The sequence below is a fragment of the Streptomyces sp. PKA51 genome (assembly GCF_057552455.1).
The window spans coordinates 134203-150144 of record NZ_BAAJPZ010000002.1 but is presented as its reverse complement, the minus strand read 5'-3'; the positions used below and the strand labels follow the sequence as shown (position 1 = coordinate 150144).

Below are 15942 nucleotides of genomic sequence, written 5' to 3'. Positions count from 1 at the left end.
TCAGTCGGCCTCCTCCAACCGGAAGCCCACCTTCATGCCGACCTGGTAGTGCGCGATCGCGCCGTTCTCGAGGTGGCCGCGGATCTCGGTCACCTCGAACCAGTCGAGGCCCCGGAGCGTCTGCGAGGCCCGTGCGATGCCGCTGCGGATGGCGTCGTCCAGGCCCTGCGGCGAGGAGCCGACGATCTCGGTCACCCGGTAGGTGTGGTTGGACATGCTCCCACCGTGCCCCAGGTGCCGCGCCCGCGCGAGGCGGGGCGTCCGTCGGGGAGAGGCGAGGCACCCCCGGGAGGGACCGGGACTAGGGGACGACCGTCACCGGCCAGCGGCCGGCCTTCACCAGCCGCACGGCCACCGAGCCCACGATGCGGTGGCCGGCGCGCTCGGAGGCGCCCACCACGACGGCGTCCGCCTTCAGCTCGTCGGCCAGCCGCACCAGGCCCGTATAGGGGTCCCCGCGGAAGGTGTGGAACTCCCAGCGGACCTCGTGCACCCCGCGCAGGCGCTCGGCCGTGGCGCGGATCTCGCCGAGCACCTCCTCGGCGACCTCCTCGGTGGTGTCCGCCACCGGTATGCCCAGGGCCGCCGTCCCGGCCAGCAGGGGCTGGACGTAGACGACGGCCAGCAGGGCGTGCTGGCGGCGGGCCAGGCCGGCCGCGTAGGCGGCGGCCCGCCAGGACGTGTCGGAGCCGTCGACACCGGCCAGGATCACCTTCGGCCCGTCCGTGCCGCGCTCGAAGCCGCCCCACGGCCCTGATCGCACCTCGTGTTCTTCTTCCCGGCTCACACGGGCAGGCTAACCCCCGCTCCGCGGCACCGACAGGGACAGGGCGAACCGGCCGGCGCGGTCGGTCCACCAATGGGTCAGTTCCAGCCCCGCGGCCGCCAGCTCCGCCCGCACGCCCTCCTGCCGGAACTTCGCGGAGACCTCCGTGCGCAGCTCCTCCCCGGCCGCGAAGTGCACCGCGAGGTCCAGCGCGGGAATCTTGGCCACGACGGCACGGCGGGCGCGCAGCCGCATCTCGATCCACTCCTGCCCGGCGTCCCACAGGGCCACGTGGTCGAAGTCGCCGAGGTCGAAGTCGGCGCCCAGCTCACGGTTGATGACGGTCAGGACGTTCTTGTTGAAGGCGGCGGTCACCCCCCGCGCGTCGTCGTAGGCGGGCACCAGCACGCCCGCGTCCTTGACCAGGTCGGTGCCCAGCAGCAGGGCGTCGCCCGGTGCCAGCCGGGCGCGCAGCCCGGCCAGGAACGCGGCCCGCTCGGGCGGCAGCAGGTTGCCGATCGTGCCGCCCAGGAAGGCCAGCAGCCGCGGCCCGGGCAGGCCGGGCGGCAGGACGAGGCCGTACTGGAAGTCGGCCACGAGCGCGTGCACCGTCAGGTCCGGGTGCTCGGCCAGCAGCGTCCGGGCGGCGCCGGTCAGCGCGCTCTCGCTGACATCGACCGGGACATAGGTCTGCAGGCCGGTCAGGGCATCGATCAGATGGCGGGTCTTGTCGGAGGAGCCCGAGCCCAGTTCCACCAGGGTGCGCGCGCCACTGGCCGCGGCGATCGCGGGGGCCCGGGTGAGCAGGATCTCGCGCTCGGCACGGGTGGGGTAGTACTCGGGCAGCAGGGTGATCTCGTCGAAGAGCTCACTGCCACGGGCGTCGTAGAACCACTTCGGGGGCAGCTCCTTCGGTGAGCGGGTGAGCCCCTGGGAGACGTCGGCGCGCAGCGCGGCCGCCGTCGCGTCCGGGGGAAGGGAGCGGGTGAGGACGAACGGACTCACGAAGCGGGCTCCTTGCACGGGACGGCCGGCGCGTCGGCGGCCTCCGGGAAACGCGGGGTCAGCGGGGTCAGGACGACCGCCGAGCGGTCGGCGGTCAGCAGGGTGCGGTCGGGCACCTCGGTCCAGCCCGGGTCGTCGTCGTACGGCTCGGAGGCCACCGCCGTGCGGTGGCCGCGGCTGACGTACCACAGCGAGTCGCCCCAGGCCGTGGCCGCGATGGCGGCGCCGTCGGTCAGCAGCAGGTTCAGCCGGGCGTCCGGCACGGCGCGCGCCAGCGTCGCCACCGCCCCGGCCAGCGCCCGGGCCATGGGCGCACCGCCCAGCAGCCGCTGTTCGACCAGCGCCCAGACGAACGCGGAGTCGTTGCGGGCCGCCAGTCGCAGCAGCGCCTCCGCCGGCATCTGACCGGCCAGCGGCGCGGCGCACTCCGGCCAGCCGGGCAGCGCGCCGTTGTGGCTGAACAGCCACGGGCCGCCGGCGAACGGCGCCGCCGCGGCCTCCGGGTCGGCGCCCGCCGCCGTGGCGTCGCGCACCGCGGCCAGCAGCGCCCGCGTGCGCACCACCCGGGCGATGTCGGCGAAGGACTCGTCGGCCCAGACCGGCCCGGCCCGTCGGTAGCGGGCCGGCAGCGGGTCGCCGGGGGCGTACCAGCCGACGCCGAAGCCGTCGGCGTTGACCACCCCGTGGCGCTGCCGGCGCGGCTCCCAGGACTGGCGCACCAGCGAGTACGGCGGATCCACCAGGCTCTCGGCCAGCGGGGCGTGGGGGCCGAGAACCGCGATGTGGCGGCACATCAGGCGCTGTCCGCGTCGCGTGCCGTACGGAATCCGCTGAAGATCTGCCGGCGTTCGGGCAGGTCCCAGTTGCGGAAGGTGCCCCGGCAGGCCACCGGGTCCACGGCGAAGGAGCCCCCGCGCAGGACCTTGTACCGGCCGCCGAAGAAGACTTCCGAGTACTCGCGGTAGGGGAAGGCCCGAAAGCCCGGGTACGGCAGGAAGTCGCTCGCCGTCCACTCCCACACGTCCCCGATCAGCTGCCGCACGCCCAGTGGCGAGGCACCGCGCGGGTAGGCCCCCACCTCGGCCGGGCGCAGATGGCGCTGGCCCAGGTTGGCCAGTTGCGGGGTGGGGTCGGCGTCCCCCCACGGGTAGCGCCGCGAGCGCCCGGAGGCCGCATCGTGCCGGGCGGCCTTCTCCCACTCCGCCTCGGTCGGCAGCCGCCGCCCCGCCCACGCGGCGTAGGCCGCGGCCTCGTACCAGCTCACGTGCAGCACCGGCTCGCCCGGCGGCACCTCCTCGGTGACGCCGAACCGCCGCCGCACCCAGGTGCCCGCCTCGCACCGCCAGAACAGCGGCGCGCCCAGCTCCTCGCGGCGCACCTGCTCCCAGCCGGCCGGGTGCCACCAGCGGCGCTCGCGGTAGCCGCCGTCCTCGACGAAGCGCAGGTAGGCGGCGTTGCTCACCGGCAGCGTGTCGATGAGGAAGGCGGGCACCAGACGCGGATGGGCCGGCCGCTCGTTGTCCAGCGCCCACGGCTCGGTGGAGGTGCCCATCGTGAAGGGCCCGCCCGGCACCAGCACCTCGGCCGGCAGCGCCGCCGCGTCCGGGCCGGCCGGCGGCGGCTCGGCGGCGGTGAGCACCGCCGGACCCCGGCGCAGCTGATGGGTGATCAGCATTGTTTCGTCGTGCTGCTGCTCGTGCTGGGCGATCATGCCGAAGGCGAAGGCCGCCCGGGCCAGCGGCCCGGCGCCCTCCAGCGGCGTCCGCTCCAGCACGTCCAGCACCCGCTCCCGCACGTCGGCGACGTACGTACGGGCCTGGGGCGCCGTCAGCAGGGGCAGCGCCGGCCGGTCGGCGCGGGCGTGCCGGAAGGCGTCGTAGAGCGCGTCGATCTCCGGGCGCAGCGGCTGCTGCCCGCCCACGGCGCGCAGCAGCCACAGCTCCTCCTGGTTGCCGATGTGGGCGAGGTCCCACACCAGCGGGGACATCAGCGGCGAGTGCTGGGCGTGCAGCTCGCCGTCGTCCACGCAGGACGTCAGCACGCGGGTGCGTGCGCGAGCGGCCAGCAGGGCGCCCGCGGCACGCTCGCGCAGCTCGGCCCCGTCCGGGGCGGGCGCGGCCGTCATCACCGGCCGCCCCGGCCGGCCACCGCGTCCAGCAGGTCGTCCGCCGGGCAGCGGCCCCGCTCGACGTACCGGGCGGTGAACTCCTCGACCGCGGCCAGGACGCGGTCGTCGGCCCCGAGCCGGGGCAGGGCCTCACGGGCCGCGGCGAAGCAGGCCACGGCGGCCGTGTGCAGCTCCGGGTCGGCGAGCCCGTGCCGCGCCGCCCGGCGCCACAGGGGATTGCGCGGCGGCGGCTGCCCGCCCTGGACGTCCGCCAGCCCCTTGACCGCCCGGTAGGCCGTCTCCGCGGCCGACGGGTCGTCGAACAACGCCGCCGTCACGGCCAGCGGCACCAGCCAGCCGTCCTGCCCGCTCTGCGCGTCGATCATCCGCAACTCGAGGTGGCCGCGCGGCCTGATCGGCGGGAACAGGGTGGTCAGGTGGTAGGCGACGTCGTCGAGGGTGGTCCGCCGCGGCCGTCCGGTGCGCATCCACTGGCGCAGCGGCAGGCCCAGCTGCACCGGCCAGGGGCCCTCCCCGGAGCGGACGAACATCACCGGTGCGTCCAGGGCGTACGCCGCCCAGGCCGCCCGGGGGTCCGCCTCGCCCAGCGGGGCCAGGGTGCGGGCCGGGTCCATCCGCGCGTAGCAGGCCTGCCGGCTGGAGCGCCAGCCGCTCGGCCGGCCCCGCAGCAGAGGGGAGTTGGCGAACGCGGCCGAGAGCACCGCGCCCAGCAGATGGGCCAGCCGCCACCGGCGCAGATACCCCAGCGGCCCCGGGCCCTCGTACCCGGCGTCGATGCAGACCTGCACCGATGCCGTACGGCACATCACATTGCGCCCGGCGCCGTTGATGCGGTCGTAGTAGACCTCCATGGCGTCGTAGCGCCGGGTGCTGCGCACGCACGGAGGATCGTGCCACGGCTCCTTGCCGTATCCGACCAGTGCCAGGCCCAGCCCGTCGAGGGCCTCGCGGGTCAGGGCGAGGTCGGCGCTCAGATCCGCCACGCAGGCGCCCAGCGAGGGGGCCGGCCGGGAGCTGAGCTCCAGCTGGCCGCCCGGCTCGATGGTGAACACCGAGGTGAGCGGCAGGGCGCCCACCCGCTCGGCGGCCGCCGCCAGCCGGTGGGCCGCCACGGGCTGCCGCGGCTCGGCCACATCGTGCACGAGCCACTCCAGCTCGGCCCCGATCAGGCGCGGTGGTCCGGTCTTGAAGGAGATCCCCCGCACATAGGCGTCGGCCTCCCGCTCGCCGACCGGCCGGGCGAGGTCTTCGTCGGAAGCACAGCACTCGGTCATGCTCGCCACCTCCCGTCCGTTGCTGAGTACCCCCAAACGCGCGAAGCCAGTCGGAGTACCGGTGGCCGAGACCTGGAACCGGTCATTCCAGCGGTGGGGCGGGGCGAAAACGCCGACCAGGGCTTGACGGGCCCGCCGCAGCCGGCCGTACCGTCCGCGCGTGAGCACACCCCAGAGCCCCCCGCAAGCGCTGGATCCGACACCCGTGTTCGACCCCGCCACCTACGCGCGGGGCGTGCCCTACGCGCTCTTCCGCCGGCTGCGCGCACACGCGCCCGTCTGCCGGGTGCCGGAACCGGCCGTCGGCGCCTGGCCCGCCGGCCCCGGCTACTGGGCCGTCTTCCGGCACGCCGACGTCCGGCATGTGCTCGCCACCCCCGAGGTGTACTCCTCGCACCTGGGCGCCACCCAGATCCGGGACCCCGACACCCCCGCCGACCTGGACTTCGTCCGCGCGATGATGCTCAACCAGGACCCGCCCGACCACGCCCGGCTGCGCCGCATCGTGGCCGCCGCCCTCACCCCGCGGGCCGTGCGGGAGCTGGAGGGCGCCATCGAGGGCCGGGCGCGCCGGCTGATCGAGGCCGTCGCCGACCGGGGCCGGGCGGACTTCGTGGAGCTCACCGCCGACCTGCCCGTGTGGACCCTCGCTCACGTCCTGGGCGTCCCCGCCCGGGACCGGCTGCTGCTGTACGACTGGTCCAACCGGGTGATCGGCTACCAGGACGCCGACCACGCCGGCTCCCGCACCGCCGACCCGGCGGGCCTGACCCCCATGGGCCGCGCCGCCCTCGCCCGCCGGCCCGCGCTCGTCCGGTCCGACGGCTCACCGGTCAACCCGCGCTCCCGCGGGGCGCTCGCGGACATGTTCGCCTACGCCCACGCCCTGGCCGACCGGCCCCGGCCCGGCAGCGTGCTGGCCCGCATGCGCGAGGGCGGCCTGACCCGCGACGAGTTCGAGAACATGTTCTTCCTCATCGTCGTCGCCGGGAACGAGACGCTGCGCAACGCCATCCCCGGCGGCCTGCTCACCCTCCTCGACCACCCCGAGCAGTACGCGGCCCTGCGCCGCCACCCCGGGCTCACGGCCGGCGCGGTCGAGGAGATCCTGCGCTACTGGCCGCCGGTCGTGCAGATCCGCCGCACCGCCACGCGCGAGACCGAACTCGCCGGCCGGCGCATCCGGCGCGGCGAGAAGGTCGTCGTCTATCACGCCTCGGCCAACCGCGACGAGCGCGTCTTCACCGACCCCGACCGCTTCGACATCACCCGCAGCCCCAACGACCACGTCGGTTTCGGCCACGGCCCCCACTTCTGCCTGGGCGCCCACCTCGCACGCGTCCAGATGCGGGCCATGCTGCGCCTCGCCCTGGACCGGCTGCCCGGCCTGGAGCGCGCGGGCGAGGCGGTCCGGCTGACCTCCAACTTCCAAAACGGGCTCAAGCACCTGCCCGTCAGATGGCGAACAGATCGGTGAACGGGGTGACGAAGTCGTCCACGTCGTGGCCGAAGGGCGAGTTGAAGTCCCAGATGAGGAAGAGCAGGAAGGCGATCAGCGCACTGTAGAGCCCGGCCAGCAGCAACTCGCGCCCCGACCGCCGGATCTGCAGCGTGTAGATCAGGCCGACCGCCACCAGCGCCCCGCCGATCAGCCCGAACCACACCACGCCCGGCATCGTCGGCTCGGCGTTCTGCGCCCGGGCGTTGCGCGCCGCGTCGGCCGCACCCACCTGGTCCAGCAGCGGCTGGTACGACTGCGCCTCCTGGTCGTTGCGCGGCTCGTAGGCCGTGACATCGGTGCGCACCTTCTCCAGCAGGGTCCGCCCCTTGTCGGTGAGTTCGCCCTCCTTCAGCATCTCCGGCCATTCGTCCTTGACCACATAGGTCACATAGGACTGCACGTCGGCCCGGATGCGCTCGCGCGCCTCGGGGGAGTACGCCTGGACCCGCTCGCTCACCTCGTGCAGCGCCTGCGCCTCGGCCCGTACGGAGTCCTGCGCCCCGGTGCGCGCCTCCCACACCCCGGCGATGGCCAGACCCAGCACGATGGCATAGACCACGCCGACCATCATCGTCATGTACTCGATGACGTCGGGGGTCTCGGACGGATCGTCGTCGTCCCCGATCCTGCGCTGCCGCAGCACGGTGATCGACAGGACGACCGCGCAGGCGGCGGCCATGGCGATGGCCAGAACCAGCCACTCGGACAAGGAAACCTCCGGTCTGGGGGTGGTGCGGTGGGGGAGGGAGCGGGAGCGGTGCGCTAACGCCCGCGGCGGCTGTTGCTGCCGCGCGGCCGCAGCAGTGCGGCGGAGAGCACGGCCGGGGCGGTGAGGATCAGGGTGAACGTCACCGGGGACGTGCCGTGGTGCTGCTGCCCGCCGGCCGACACCACGGCGTGGTGGTGGAGGGGAAAGCGGTGCCGGCCCGGGAGGGTGGGCCGCGAGGGCGGGGACGACGGCGGGGACGAGGGCGACGACGGGGCGGTGCCCGGCACCTGGTTCTGCGCGGGCACCGTGCCGGTGCGCGAGCCGGGCGGCGCGGGAGCGGCGGGGCCGGGCGCACCGGGGGTGCCAGGGGCTCCCGGAGAGCCGGGCGCGTCGGGAGCCCCGGGGGCGCCCGGGGCGGGCGGCGCGGGAGGTACGGGCGCGGGGGCACCGGGCGCGCCGGGAGCCCCCGGGACACCGGGTGCCGGGGCGCCGGGGGCCCCGGGCGCCCCGGGTGCTCCGGGAGCGCCGCCTGCAGGGGGTGCGCCCGGGGCAGGAGCGCCCGGGGCCCCTGGTGCTCCCGGGGCGCCCGGCGCAGGAGCTCCCGGCGCGGGTGCTCCCGGAGCGGGTGCCCCCGGCGCCGGGGGCGCGGGAGCCGGCGCACCCGGAGCGGGAGCGCCCGGAGCCGGCGCGGGCGCACCGGGAGCCGGCGCGCCGGGCGCCGGGGGAGCGGGCGCGGGCGGTGCCGGTGCGGGAGGTGCCGGTGCCGGGGGCGCCGCCGCGGGGCAACGGGTGAGCCACACCCTTGCCCTGATGCCGAGGGCCGTGGCGCGTGCCTGGATGCAGTCCCTGCCGTCGTCGTCGACCTGCGCCGTGACCGCGCCGCCGAGCGGAGCGGCCCGCACATGGGAAGGAGGGCGTCTGGGCAGCAGATCGGGAACGTGGGGCACGACGGCGGTCACCCGTGAACGGGCGCCCCTGACGTCCGCGCCCACCTCACCCGCCGCGGCCCCGGTCGCCGGAGCCAGCACGAACCCCGATGTGACCAACGCGACCGTGCACCCGGCCCTGAACCATCCCCTCACCCGGAACAGCCTGCACAACAAACGGTTCTTCACGCCGTTCGCCCAGCGAGATTCCCTCGATGGACGGAAATCGCCGGGAGCGAAGGTGACTTCAGGTTTCCCTTTGCGTGTCCCCGAATTGCGCGTCCCCGAAGGTCCCGTGCCGGCCCGCGCCCGCCGCGAACCGGGCCGCCCCCTCGGCCGCGGTGGGCAACGAGTGCAGCCCGTGGGCGAGTTCGGCGGCCAGGGCTTCCTGCGTGCCCAGGCCCTCCTGGTCGAGCAGGGAGGCCCGGTCGCCGCGCAGGCAGTCCTGCGGGAACCGGGCGAGGCGCGCGGCGAGTTCCTCGGCCGCCGCGCGGGCGGTGCCGGTGGGCACGAGCCGGTTGGCGAGCCCCACCGCGTACGCCTCGGCGGCAGGCACCGGGCGGCCGGTGAGGACCATGTCCATCGCGCGCGAGGCGCCGACGAGCCTAGGCAGCCGCACCGTCCCGCCGTCGATCAGCGGCACGCCCCAGCGCCGGCAGAAGACGCCGAAGACGGCGTCCTCCTCGGCCACGCGCAGGTCGCACCACAGCGCGAGCTCCAGGCCGCCGGCCACGGCATGGCCGCTGATCGCGGCGACGACCGGTTTCGTCAGCCGCAGCCGGGTGGGGCCCATGGGGCCGTCGCCGTCGGCGGCGACGCGGTTGCCCCGGTCCGTCCCGACGGCCTTGAGGTCCGCCCCGGCGCAGAACGTGCCGCCCTCGCCCCACAGCACCGCCACCGACGCGCCCGGGTCCGCCTCGAAGGCCCGGAAGGCGTCGGCGAGCGCCGCCGCCGTGGGCCCGTCGACCGCGTTGCGCGCCTCGGGCCGGGCGAGGACGACCGTGGTGACCGGGCCGCGGCGCTCGACGCGGACGCTCACCGGGCGTCCTCGGGCACCGCCCGTTGCAGGATCCGCGCCAGGTCGGTGCCCGGCGGCAGGGTGCCGAAAGCCTGGCCCCAGTCGCCCTCCAGGCGCGAGGCGCAGAAGGCGTCCGCCACGGCGGGCGCGCCGTGCCGCACCAGCAGGGCGGCCTGCAGGACGAGCGTGAGCCGTTCGGCCAGGCGGCGGGCCAGCAGCTGCGCGCGGCCGGGGTCGGAGAGCTCGCCCAGCAGGGTGTGCAGCCGGGCGACGGCGGCGGCCAGGCGCGGTTCGGCCGCCGCCGCGGGCGCCACTTCGGCGAAGTAGGCATCCAGCGCCTGCGGTTCGCGCTGCAGGGCGCGCAGCACGTCGAGGGCGGCCACGTTGCCCGAGCCCTCCCAGATCGACAGCAGGGGCGCCTCCCGGTACAGGCGCGGCATGCCGGACTCCTCGACGTAGCCGTTGCCGCCCAGGCACTCCAGCGCCTCCGCGGCGTGCGCGCTGCCGCGCTTGCACACCCAGTACTTGCCGGCGGCCAGGGCCAGCCGCCGCAGCGCCGCCTCCTGCTCGTCGCCCGCCTGCGCGCGGTCCACCGCCGCCGCCAGCCGCATGGCCAGCACGGTCGCCGCCTCCGACTCCACGGCGAGGTCTGCCAGGACGTTGCGCATCAGCGGCTGGTCGATCAGCTCGGCGCCGAACGCCCGCCGGTATGCGGCGTGGTGCAGGGCCTGCCGCAGCCCCGCCCGCATGCCGGCCGCCGACCCGACGACGCAGTCCAGCCGGGTCATGTTGACCATCTCGACGATCGTGCGCACCCCGCGCCCCGGCTCGCTCACCGGCCAGGCCACCGCCTGCTCGTACTCGATCTCCGCGGAGGCGTTGGAGCGGTTGCCGAGCTTGTCCTTCAGCCGCTGCAGCCGCATTTCGTTGCGGGTGCCGTCCGGCAGGACCCGCGGCATCAGGAAGCACGTCGGCCCCTGCTCCGCCTGGGCCAGGACGAGGAAGACATCGCTCATCGGCGCGGAGGTGAACCACTTGTGGCCGGTCAGCACGTACGTGCCGTCCCCTGCCGGCACCGCCCGGGTGGTGTTCGTCCGCACGTCCGAGCCGCCCTGCTTCTCGGTCATCGACATGCCCGCGATCAGCCCCTGCTTCTCCAGCGGCGGGCGCAGACCGTAGTCGTACGTCCGCGACGCGAGCAACGGCTCGTAGGCGGCGGCCAGCTCGGGCCGGGCGCGCAGGGCGGGCACAGCGGCGTACGTCATGGAAATGGGGCAGCCGTGGCCCGGCTCCGCCTGCGCCCAGACGTAGAACTTCGCGGCCCGCACCAGGTGGGCGCCCGGGCGCGGCTCCGCCCAGGGAGCCGCGTGCTGGCCGCTCGCCACCGCCGCCGCCATCAGCTGGTGCCAGGCGGGGTGGAACTCCACCTCGTCCACGCGGTGCCCGAAGCGGTCGTGGGTGCGCAGCACCGGCGGGTACGCCTCGGCCAGCCGGGCCTGCTCCTGCACCTCGGGCGAGCCCGCCCGGGCCCCCAGCTCGCGCACCTCCTCCTCGCCCCAGGCGCCGTCCCTGCGCAGGGCCTCCAGCAGGGCGGGGTCGTCGGCGGTGGAGAAGCCGGTCAGGGGCGGGGGCTGGTTGAACACGTCGTGCGTGGTGCTCACGGCGACCTCCGGGCGGGCGGCGGCAGGGCAGGGCGGCATTACACTTTCATGATGCGTGACGCGAGAGCGTAATGGATAGGGTGGCGTCAGCCATGGACGACGATTCGCTTTCCCTGCGGCCGCTGACCGCGCGCTCGGTCGTGCTCTCCACGCTCCTGGGCCACCACCCGCCCGCCCTGCCCGCCCGTGCCCTCGTCCGGGTCGGCGCCCTCTTCGGCACCGCGGAGGGCACCGTCCGCACCGCCCTGACCCGCATGGTCGCCGCCGGCGACCTGGAACAGCGCGACGGCGCCTACCGCCTCACCGAGCGCCTGCTGGCCCGCCAGGCCCGCCAGGACGACAGCCGGGCCCCGCGCACCCGCCCCTGGGACGGCACCTGGGAGATCGCCGTCGTCACCGGCGAGCGCCGCGCCGCCCCGGAGCGGGCCGCGCTGCGCCAGGCCATGGCCGGCCTGCGGCTGGCCGAGCTGCGGGAGGGGTGCTGGCTGCGGCCGGCCAACCTCGCCCGCGACGGGTGGCCGGCCGTGGTCCGCGACCAGTGCACCCTGCTGACCGGCGCCACTCCCGAGGGCGACCCCGCCGCCCTCGCCGCGACCCTGTGGGACCCGGCGGGCTGGGCCCGCCGAGCCCGCGCCCTGGCGGCGGCCCTTTCGGCCCTGCCCGGCGGCCCGGAGCGCCTGGCCGAACGCTTCACGGTGTCGGCGGCCGTCCTGCGGCACCTGCTGGCCGACCCCGTCCTGCCGCCGGCCCTCCTGCCGCCCGACTGGCCGGGCGAGGACCTGCGCCGGCGCTACGACGCGTTCGACGGGGAGTTCCGGGAGATCCTGCTGCGCCACATCGGCGGATAGACCTGCCCCGTCAGGGGCGCGGGTCACTTGGGCGCGGTCACTTCGGCGCGGGTCACTTCAGGTGGTCGCGGGCGACGTCGAGGAAGGTCTTCCGGCTCGCGCGGATGTACTCCCAGATCTTCTCCTCCTCCGTCGCCCCGGGGGTCTCGCCGGGGCCGTCGCGCATCACGTCCCGCACCTTGAACGCCAGCGCCCGCGCCGCCTCGTTGACCTTCGGCGAGCACAGCATGTGAAGAGTCTTCTGGGCCACCCAGACCCTGTCGACGACCTGTTTGGACCGCGTCAGCCACTGCTCGTCGGCCACGTGGTAGTGGTAGTGCTCGACGGCGACCCGTTCGGCCTCCTGGACCGCGGACAGGAAGTCGATCAGATGCTGGATGCGCTGGGTGCGGCGCAGGTCCCGTTCTGTCACGCGGCCCTGCCAGAACTGGCCCGTGAACGAGATCAGCCCGCCGAGTACGACGCCGAGGATGGTCCACATGCCCCCACTGTGGGAGTGGCCGGAACCCGACGCAGCGTGATGACGGATGTTGTCGGCACCGGACCGCCTCGATGCGTACAAGGCTTCAATATGAGAAGTCCGTGACAGTTTCGGCCCGCGCCCGCCCCGCCGCGCATTCGCGCGTGCGTACGACCGATACTGGGCTGCATGTCACGCGTGCTGCTGATCGAGGACGACCGCGCCGTCAGGGAAGGGGTCACCCTCACCCTGCGCCGCCGCGGCCACCAGGTGGAGGGCGCGCCCACCGGCGAGGCCGGCCTGGCCGCGCTGGAGACCTTCCGGCCCGACCTGGTCCTCTTGGACCTGATGCTGCCGGACCGCAGCGGCTTCGAGGTCTGCCGCCGCATCCGCGCCACCCAGCAGATCCCGATCATCATGCTCACCGCGCGCGGCGACGACATCGATGTCGTCCTCGGCCTGGAGGCCGGCGCCGACGACTACATCGTCAAGCCCGCCCGCGGCGAGGTCCTGGAGGCCCGCATCCGGGCCGTGCTGCGCCGCGCCGCCCCCGTCGACGGCGCCGAGCCGGCCGCCGCGCCGCAGGCCGGCGCCGAGGTGCACGGCGACCTGACGATCGACCGCGCCGGGCTGCTGGTCTCCAAGCACGGCAAGGACCTGCCGCTGGCCCCCTCCGAGATGAAGCTGCTGCTGTACCTGTCGGCCACACCGGGCCGCGTCTTCAGCCGCCAGCAGCTGCTGGAGCACGTCTGGGAGCACAGCTACCACGGGGACGCCCGGCTGGTGGACGCCTGCGTCATGCGGCTGCGCACCAAGGTCGAGGACTCCTCGCGGTCGCCGAAGTACATCCAGACCGTGCGCGGCTTCGGCTACCGCTTCGGCCCGGTGTGAGCGCCGCCTTGGTGAAACGTCCCCGCATCAGGAGCCTGCGCGCCCTCGCCCGGGGCCTGCGGGCGCGGCTCGTGGTCGCCTTCCTCCTGGTCGCCTCGCTCAGCGCGCTGGCCACCGCGGCCCTGACCTTCCGCGAGGCCCGTACGGCGATCCTCAAGCGCACCCAGGACACGGCGGTCGCCGCGCTGCGCGGCCAGATCAACTCGCAGGTGCCCGAGCTGCGCTTCCCGCCGGCGCACTCCGACCTCACCGGCTTCGCCACCAACCTGGCCCGGGCCGGACAGGCCCAGCACTGGAACATCCACGTCCGCTACCAGCGCGGCCCGCTGGTGCCCGCCGTCCGCCCGGGCGGCCACGGCATCCCCGAGGGCGTGCAGAGCAAGGTGCGCGCCGGCATCGCCGCCTTCCAGCGCATCGACATCGGAGGCGAGCCCTGGCTGGTGGTCGGCCTGCCGGTGGCCTTCAGCGGCGAGCACGCCGAGATGTCGGGCCTGGAGGTCTACGCCCAGGTGCCGCTGCGCGAGGACGAGGCCAACGTGCACGCCCTGGTGGACGCGGCCCAGAGCGGCGCCCTGCCGGCGGTGGCGCTGGCCGTCGTGCCGGCACTGCTGGCCGCGCGCGGCGTGCTGCGACCGGTGCGCGAGCTGCGCCGCGCCACCCAGCAGATCACCCAGGGCGAGCTCGACACCCGGCTCGCGGTCAGCGGCAGCGACGAGCTCGCCGACCTCTCGCGCACCTTCAACGACATGGCCGCGGCTTTGGAGAAGAACGTCGCCGAGCTGCGGCGCATGGAGGCCAACTCGCGCCGCTTCGCCGCCGACGTCTCCCACGAACTGCGCACCCCGCTGGCCGCCATGACCGCCGTCGTCGACGTCCTGGACGAGGACGCCGGCACGCTGGACGCGGACACCGCCCACGCGGTCCGGCTCATCAGCGAGGAGACCGGCAAGCTCGCCCGCATGGTCGAGGACCTGATGGAGATCTCCCGCTTCGACGCCGGCGCCGCCGCCCTGCACCTGGACGAGGTCGACGTCGCCGAGACCGTCCGCAAGACCCTGCAGGCGCGCGGCTGGCAGGAGAAGGTGAGCGCCGACCTGCCGGGCGGCATCCGCGCCCGGCTGGACCCGCGCCGCATCGACGTGGTGGTGGCCAACCTCGTCGGCAACGCCCTGCGGCACGGCGGCGAACCGGTGAGCGTGGCGGTGCGCGTCGCGCCCGGCCCGCACGGCCCGGACGGCCCGGATGGCGACGAGCGGCTGCTGATCGAGATCACCGACCGGGGCGAGGGCATCGACCCCGAGGTCCTGCCCCACGTCTTCGAGCGGTTCTTCAAGGCGGACGCGGCCCGTGCCCGCTCCGAGGGCAGCGGCCTGGGCCTGGCCATCACGCTGGAGAACGTGCGGCTGCACGACGGAACCGTGCGGGCCGCCAACGGGTCGCACGGGGGCGCGGTGTTCACCGTGGACCTGCCCCTGCGGCGAGGAGGCGAGGAGAGATGACGACCACGCGCACCACGGGCACGTGGCGCCGGGTGGCGGCGGCGCTCGCCCTGTCGGCCGCGGCCGCCGGCCCGCTGGCCGGCTGCGGCATCGAGCCGACCGACGTCGTGGAGGTGGGCCAGCCCGCGCAGGGCGCCAAGCGGCCGGGCGCGCCCGTGGAGGAGGCCCGGCTCTACTTCGGCTTCCCCGGCGGGCTCGAACCCCGTTCCCGGCCGGCGAGCGGCCAGGTCAGCGCGGAGATGGCGATCCCGCTGCTGCTGCAGGGGCCCAACGAGCCGGAGATGGCGCAGGGCCTCTACACCGAGCTGCCCAAGATGCGCCAGGAGGCCGTGGAGGTCGTCAGCGGCGAGGGCACCGTCACCATCAGGCTGCCCCTGGACCCCACCCGCTTCACCGTCCTCGCCCGCAACCAGCTGGTGTGCACCGCCTCCCACAACGGCGTGCCCGGCAGCCCGCGCCCGGAGGAGGTCAAGGTCACGCTGCTGGGGGCGGGCAGGGCCATGAAGGACCTGGTCTGCGGCACGGGCGTGACGGTGGGCCGGGCCGTCCCCTCGGCCGTGCCCACCACCCCGTAGGGCGCGCGCACACGCCGGGAGGCGGCCGCCTGCGCGACCGCCTCCCGATGCCGGAACCCGCTCCCGGGCCGGGGGCTCAGCCGACCGCCTGCTTCACCAGGGCGGCGATGCGGGCCTCGACCTCGGGGGTCACCGCCGTCAGGGCGAAGGCGGCCGGCCACATCACGCCGTCGTCCAGGTGCGCCTGGTCGCTGAAGCCGAGGGTGGCGTAGCGGGACTTGAACTTCGCCGCGCTCTGGAAGAAGCAGACGATCTTGCCGTCCCGGGCGTAGGCCGGCATGCCGTACCAGAGCTTCGGCGCCAGGTCCGGGGCGCTGGCCATGACGACGGCGTGCACGCGCTCGGCCATGATCCGGTCCGCCTCGTCCATCTCGGCGATCTTGGCGAGCACGTCCCGCGCCGCCTCCGCCGCCTTCTCCTCGCGCGACGCCCGGCGCGCGGCCTTCTTCCTCTCCTGCGCGTACTCCTTCATCGCGGCCCGCTCCTCGGCCGTGAACCCCTCGTACGCGCTGTCGTCCGAGCTGCTCATCATCGCTCCTGTCCGTCGATCGCTGTGACCAAAGTTTCTCCCGAGCCGGCCGCCGTCCGCCTCCGTGCTCACCACGGAAAGCTTTACGGCCCCCCCGGAACCCTGCCGGAGCGCCGCGGGCGCGACCGGTTCGCCGCGCGCACCGGCTGCGA

17 protein-coding genes are annotated in these 15942 nt (G+C 75.2%); 5 read left to right on the top strand and 12 right to left on the bottom strand.

The annotated features are described in order from the left end of the window. The 6 genes from AC27L3_RS03115 to egtA form a co-directional block, all read right to left on the bottom strand. Positions 1-216, bottom strand: coding sequence for a dodecin (locus AC27L3_RS03115; RefSeq protein WP_487232434.1), 216 nt, complete (start codon positions 214-216; stop codon positions 1-3). An 85-nt stretch (positions 217-301) separates the two neighbouring features. Then, positions 302-787 carry a universal stress protein gene (locus AC27L3_RS03110; RefSeq protein WP_487232433.1) on the bottom strand — a complete coding sequence of 162 codons (486 nt, stop codon included), beginning with the start codon at positions 785-787 and terminating at the stop codon, positions 302-304. Between the two features lie 9 nt (positions 788-796). Continuing rightward, a complete protein-coding gene (egtD, locus tag AC27L3_RS03105) occupies positions 797-1771 on the bottom strand; it encodes an L-histidine N(alpha)-methyltransferase (RefSeq protein ID WP_487232432.1) in 975 nt (324 codons plus the stop codon). Beyond that, positions 1768-2565, bottom strand: a complete 798-nt coding sequence (egtC, locus tag AC27L3_RS03100; protein ID WP_487232431.1) for an ergothioneine biosynthesis protein EgtC — start codon at positions 2563-2565, stop codon at positions 1768-1770. The genes egtD and egtC overlap by 4 nt, the downstream gene beginning before the upstream one ends. After that, positions 2565-3896, bottom strand: coding sequence for an ergothioneine biosynthesis protein EgtB (gene egtB, locus AC27L3_RS03095; RefSeq protein ID WP_487232430.1), 1332 nt, complete (start codon positions 3894-3896; stop codon positions 2565-2567). The genes egtC and egtB overlap by 1 nt, the downstream gene beginning before the upstream one ends. Beyond that, positions 3896-5173: an ergothioneine biosynthesis glutamate--cysteine ligase EgtA gene (gene egtA / locus AC27L3_RS03090; RefSeq protein ID WP_487232429.1), complete on the bottom strand. Its 1278-nt coding sequence runs from the start codon at positions 5171-5173 to the stop codon at positions 3896-3898. The genes egtB and egtA overlap by 1 nt, the downstream gene beginning before the upstream one ends. 160 nt (positions 5174-5333) lie before the next feature. Here egtA and AC27L3_RS03085 point away from each other — a divergent pair, with 160 nt between their 5' ends. After that, positions 5334-6650: a cytochrome P450 gene (locus AC27L3_RS03085; RefSeq protein ID WP_487232428.1), complete on the top strand. Its 1317-nt coding sequence runs from the start codon at positions 5334-5336 to the stop codon at positions 6648-6650. Here the strand turns inward: AC27L3_RS03085 and AC27L3_RS03080 are convergent. The 4 genes from AC27L3_RS03080 to AC27L3_RS03065 all read right to left on the bottom strand — a co-directional run bounded on the left by AC27L3_RS03080 (position 6628) and on the right by AC27L3_RS03065 (position 10988). After that, a complete protein-coding gene (locus AC27L3_RS03080; protein ID WP_487232427.1) occupies positions 6628-7383 on the bottom strand; it encodes a bestrophin-like domain in 756 nt (251 codons plus the stop codon). The genes AC27L3_RS03085 and AC27L3_RS03080 overlap by 23 nt on opposite strands. Positions 7384-7436: 53 nt before the next feature. Beyond that, complete coding sequence (locus AC27L3_RS03075) at positions 7437-7688, bottom strand: hypothetical protein (protein ID WP_487232426.1); 252 nt, start codon at positions 7686-7688, stop codon at positions 7437-7439. 868 nt (positions 7689-8556) lie between these two features. Then, positions 8557-9348, bottom strand: coding sequence for a crotonase/enoyl-CoA hydratase family protein (locus AC27L3_RS03070; RefSeq protein WP_487232425.1), 792 nt, complete (start codon positions 9346-9348; stop codon positions 8557-8559). Continuing rightward, complete coding sequence (locus tag AC27L3_RS03065) at positions 9345-10988, bottom strand: acyl-CoA dehydrogenase family protein (RefSeq protein WP_487232424.1); 1644 nt, start codon at positions 10986-10988, stop codon at positions 9345-9347. Before AC27L3_RS03065 ends, AC27L3_RS03070 begins: the two co-directional genes overlap by 4 nt. Before the next feature lie 92 nt (positions 10989-11080). Here AC27L3_RS03065 and AC27L3_RS03060 point away from each other — a divergent pair, with 92 nt between their 5' ends. Beyond that, complete coding sequence (locus tag AC27L3_RS03060) at positions 11081-11836, top strand: PaaX family transcriptional regulator C-terminal domain-containing protein (protein ID WP_487232423.1); 756 nt, start codon at positions 11081-11083, stop codon at positions 11834-11836. Positions 11837-11888: 52 nt separating this feature from the next. On the opposite strand, the gene AC27L3_RS03055 is transcribed toward AC27L3_RS03060, so the two are convergent. Then, a complete protein-coding gene (locus tag AC27L3_RS03055) occupies positions 11889-12317 on the bottom strand; it encodes a hypothetical protein (RefSeq protein ID WP_487232422.1) in 429 nt (142 codons plus the stop codon). Between the two features lie 168 nt (positions 12318-12485). Between AC27L3_RS03055 and AC27L3_RS03050 the strand changes: the two genes are divergently transcribed. From AC27L3_RS03050 to AC27L3_RS03040, 3 genes are read left to right on the top strand one after another with little or no spacing between them, the layout of a single operon-like run. Beyond that, positions 12486-13187: a response regulator gene (locus AC27L3_RS03050; protein ID WP_487232421.1), complete on the top strand. Its 702-nt coding sequence runs from the start codon at positions 12486-12488 to the stop codon at positions 13185-13187. A gap of 11 nt (positions 13188-13198) precedes the next feature. Beyond that, a complete protein-coding gene (locus AC27L3_RS03045) occupies positions 13199-14686 on the top strand; it encodes an ATP-binding protein (protein ID WP_487232420.1) in 1488 nt (495 codons plus the stop codon). After that, positions 14683-15261 (top strand): hypothetical protein, encoded by a 579-nt coding sequence (locus tag AC27L3_RS03040; RefSeq protein ID WP_487232419.1) that lies wholly within the window; start codon positions 14683-14685, stop codon positions 15259-15261. Before AC27L3_RS03045 ends, AC27L3_RS03040 begins: the two co-directional genes overlap by 4 nt. Positions 15262-15337: 76 nt before the next feature. Here AC27L3_RS03040 and AC27L3_RS03035 read toward each other — a convergent pair whose 3' ends face one another. Then, complete coding sequence (locus tag AC27L3_RS03035; RefSeq protein WP_487232418.1) at positions 15338-15790, bottom strand: iron chaperone; 453 nt, start codon at positions 15788-15790, stop codon at positions 15338-15340. Positions 15791-15942 lie beyond the last annotated feature (152 nt).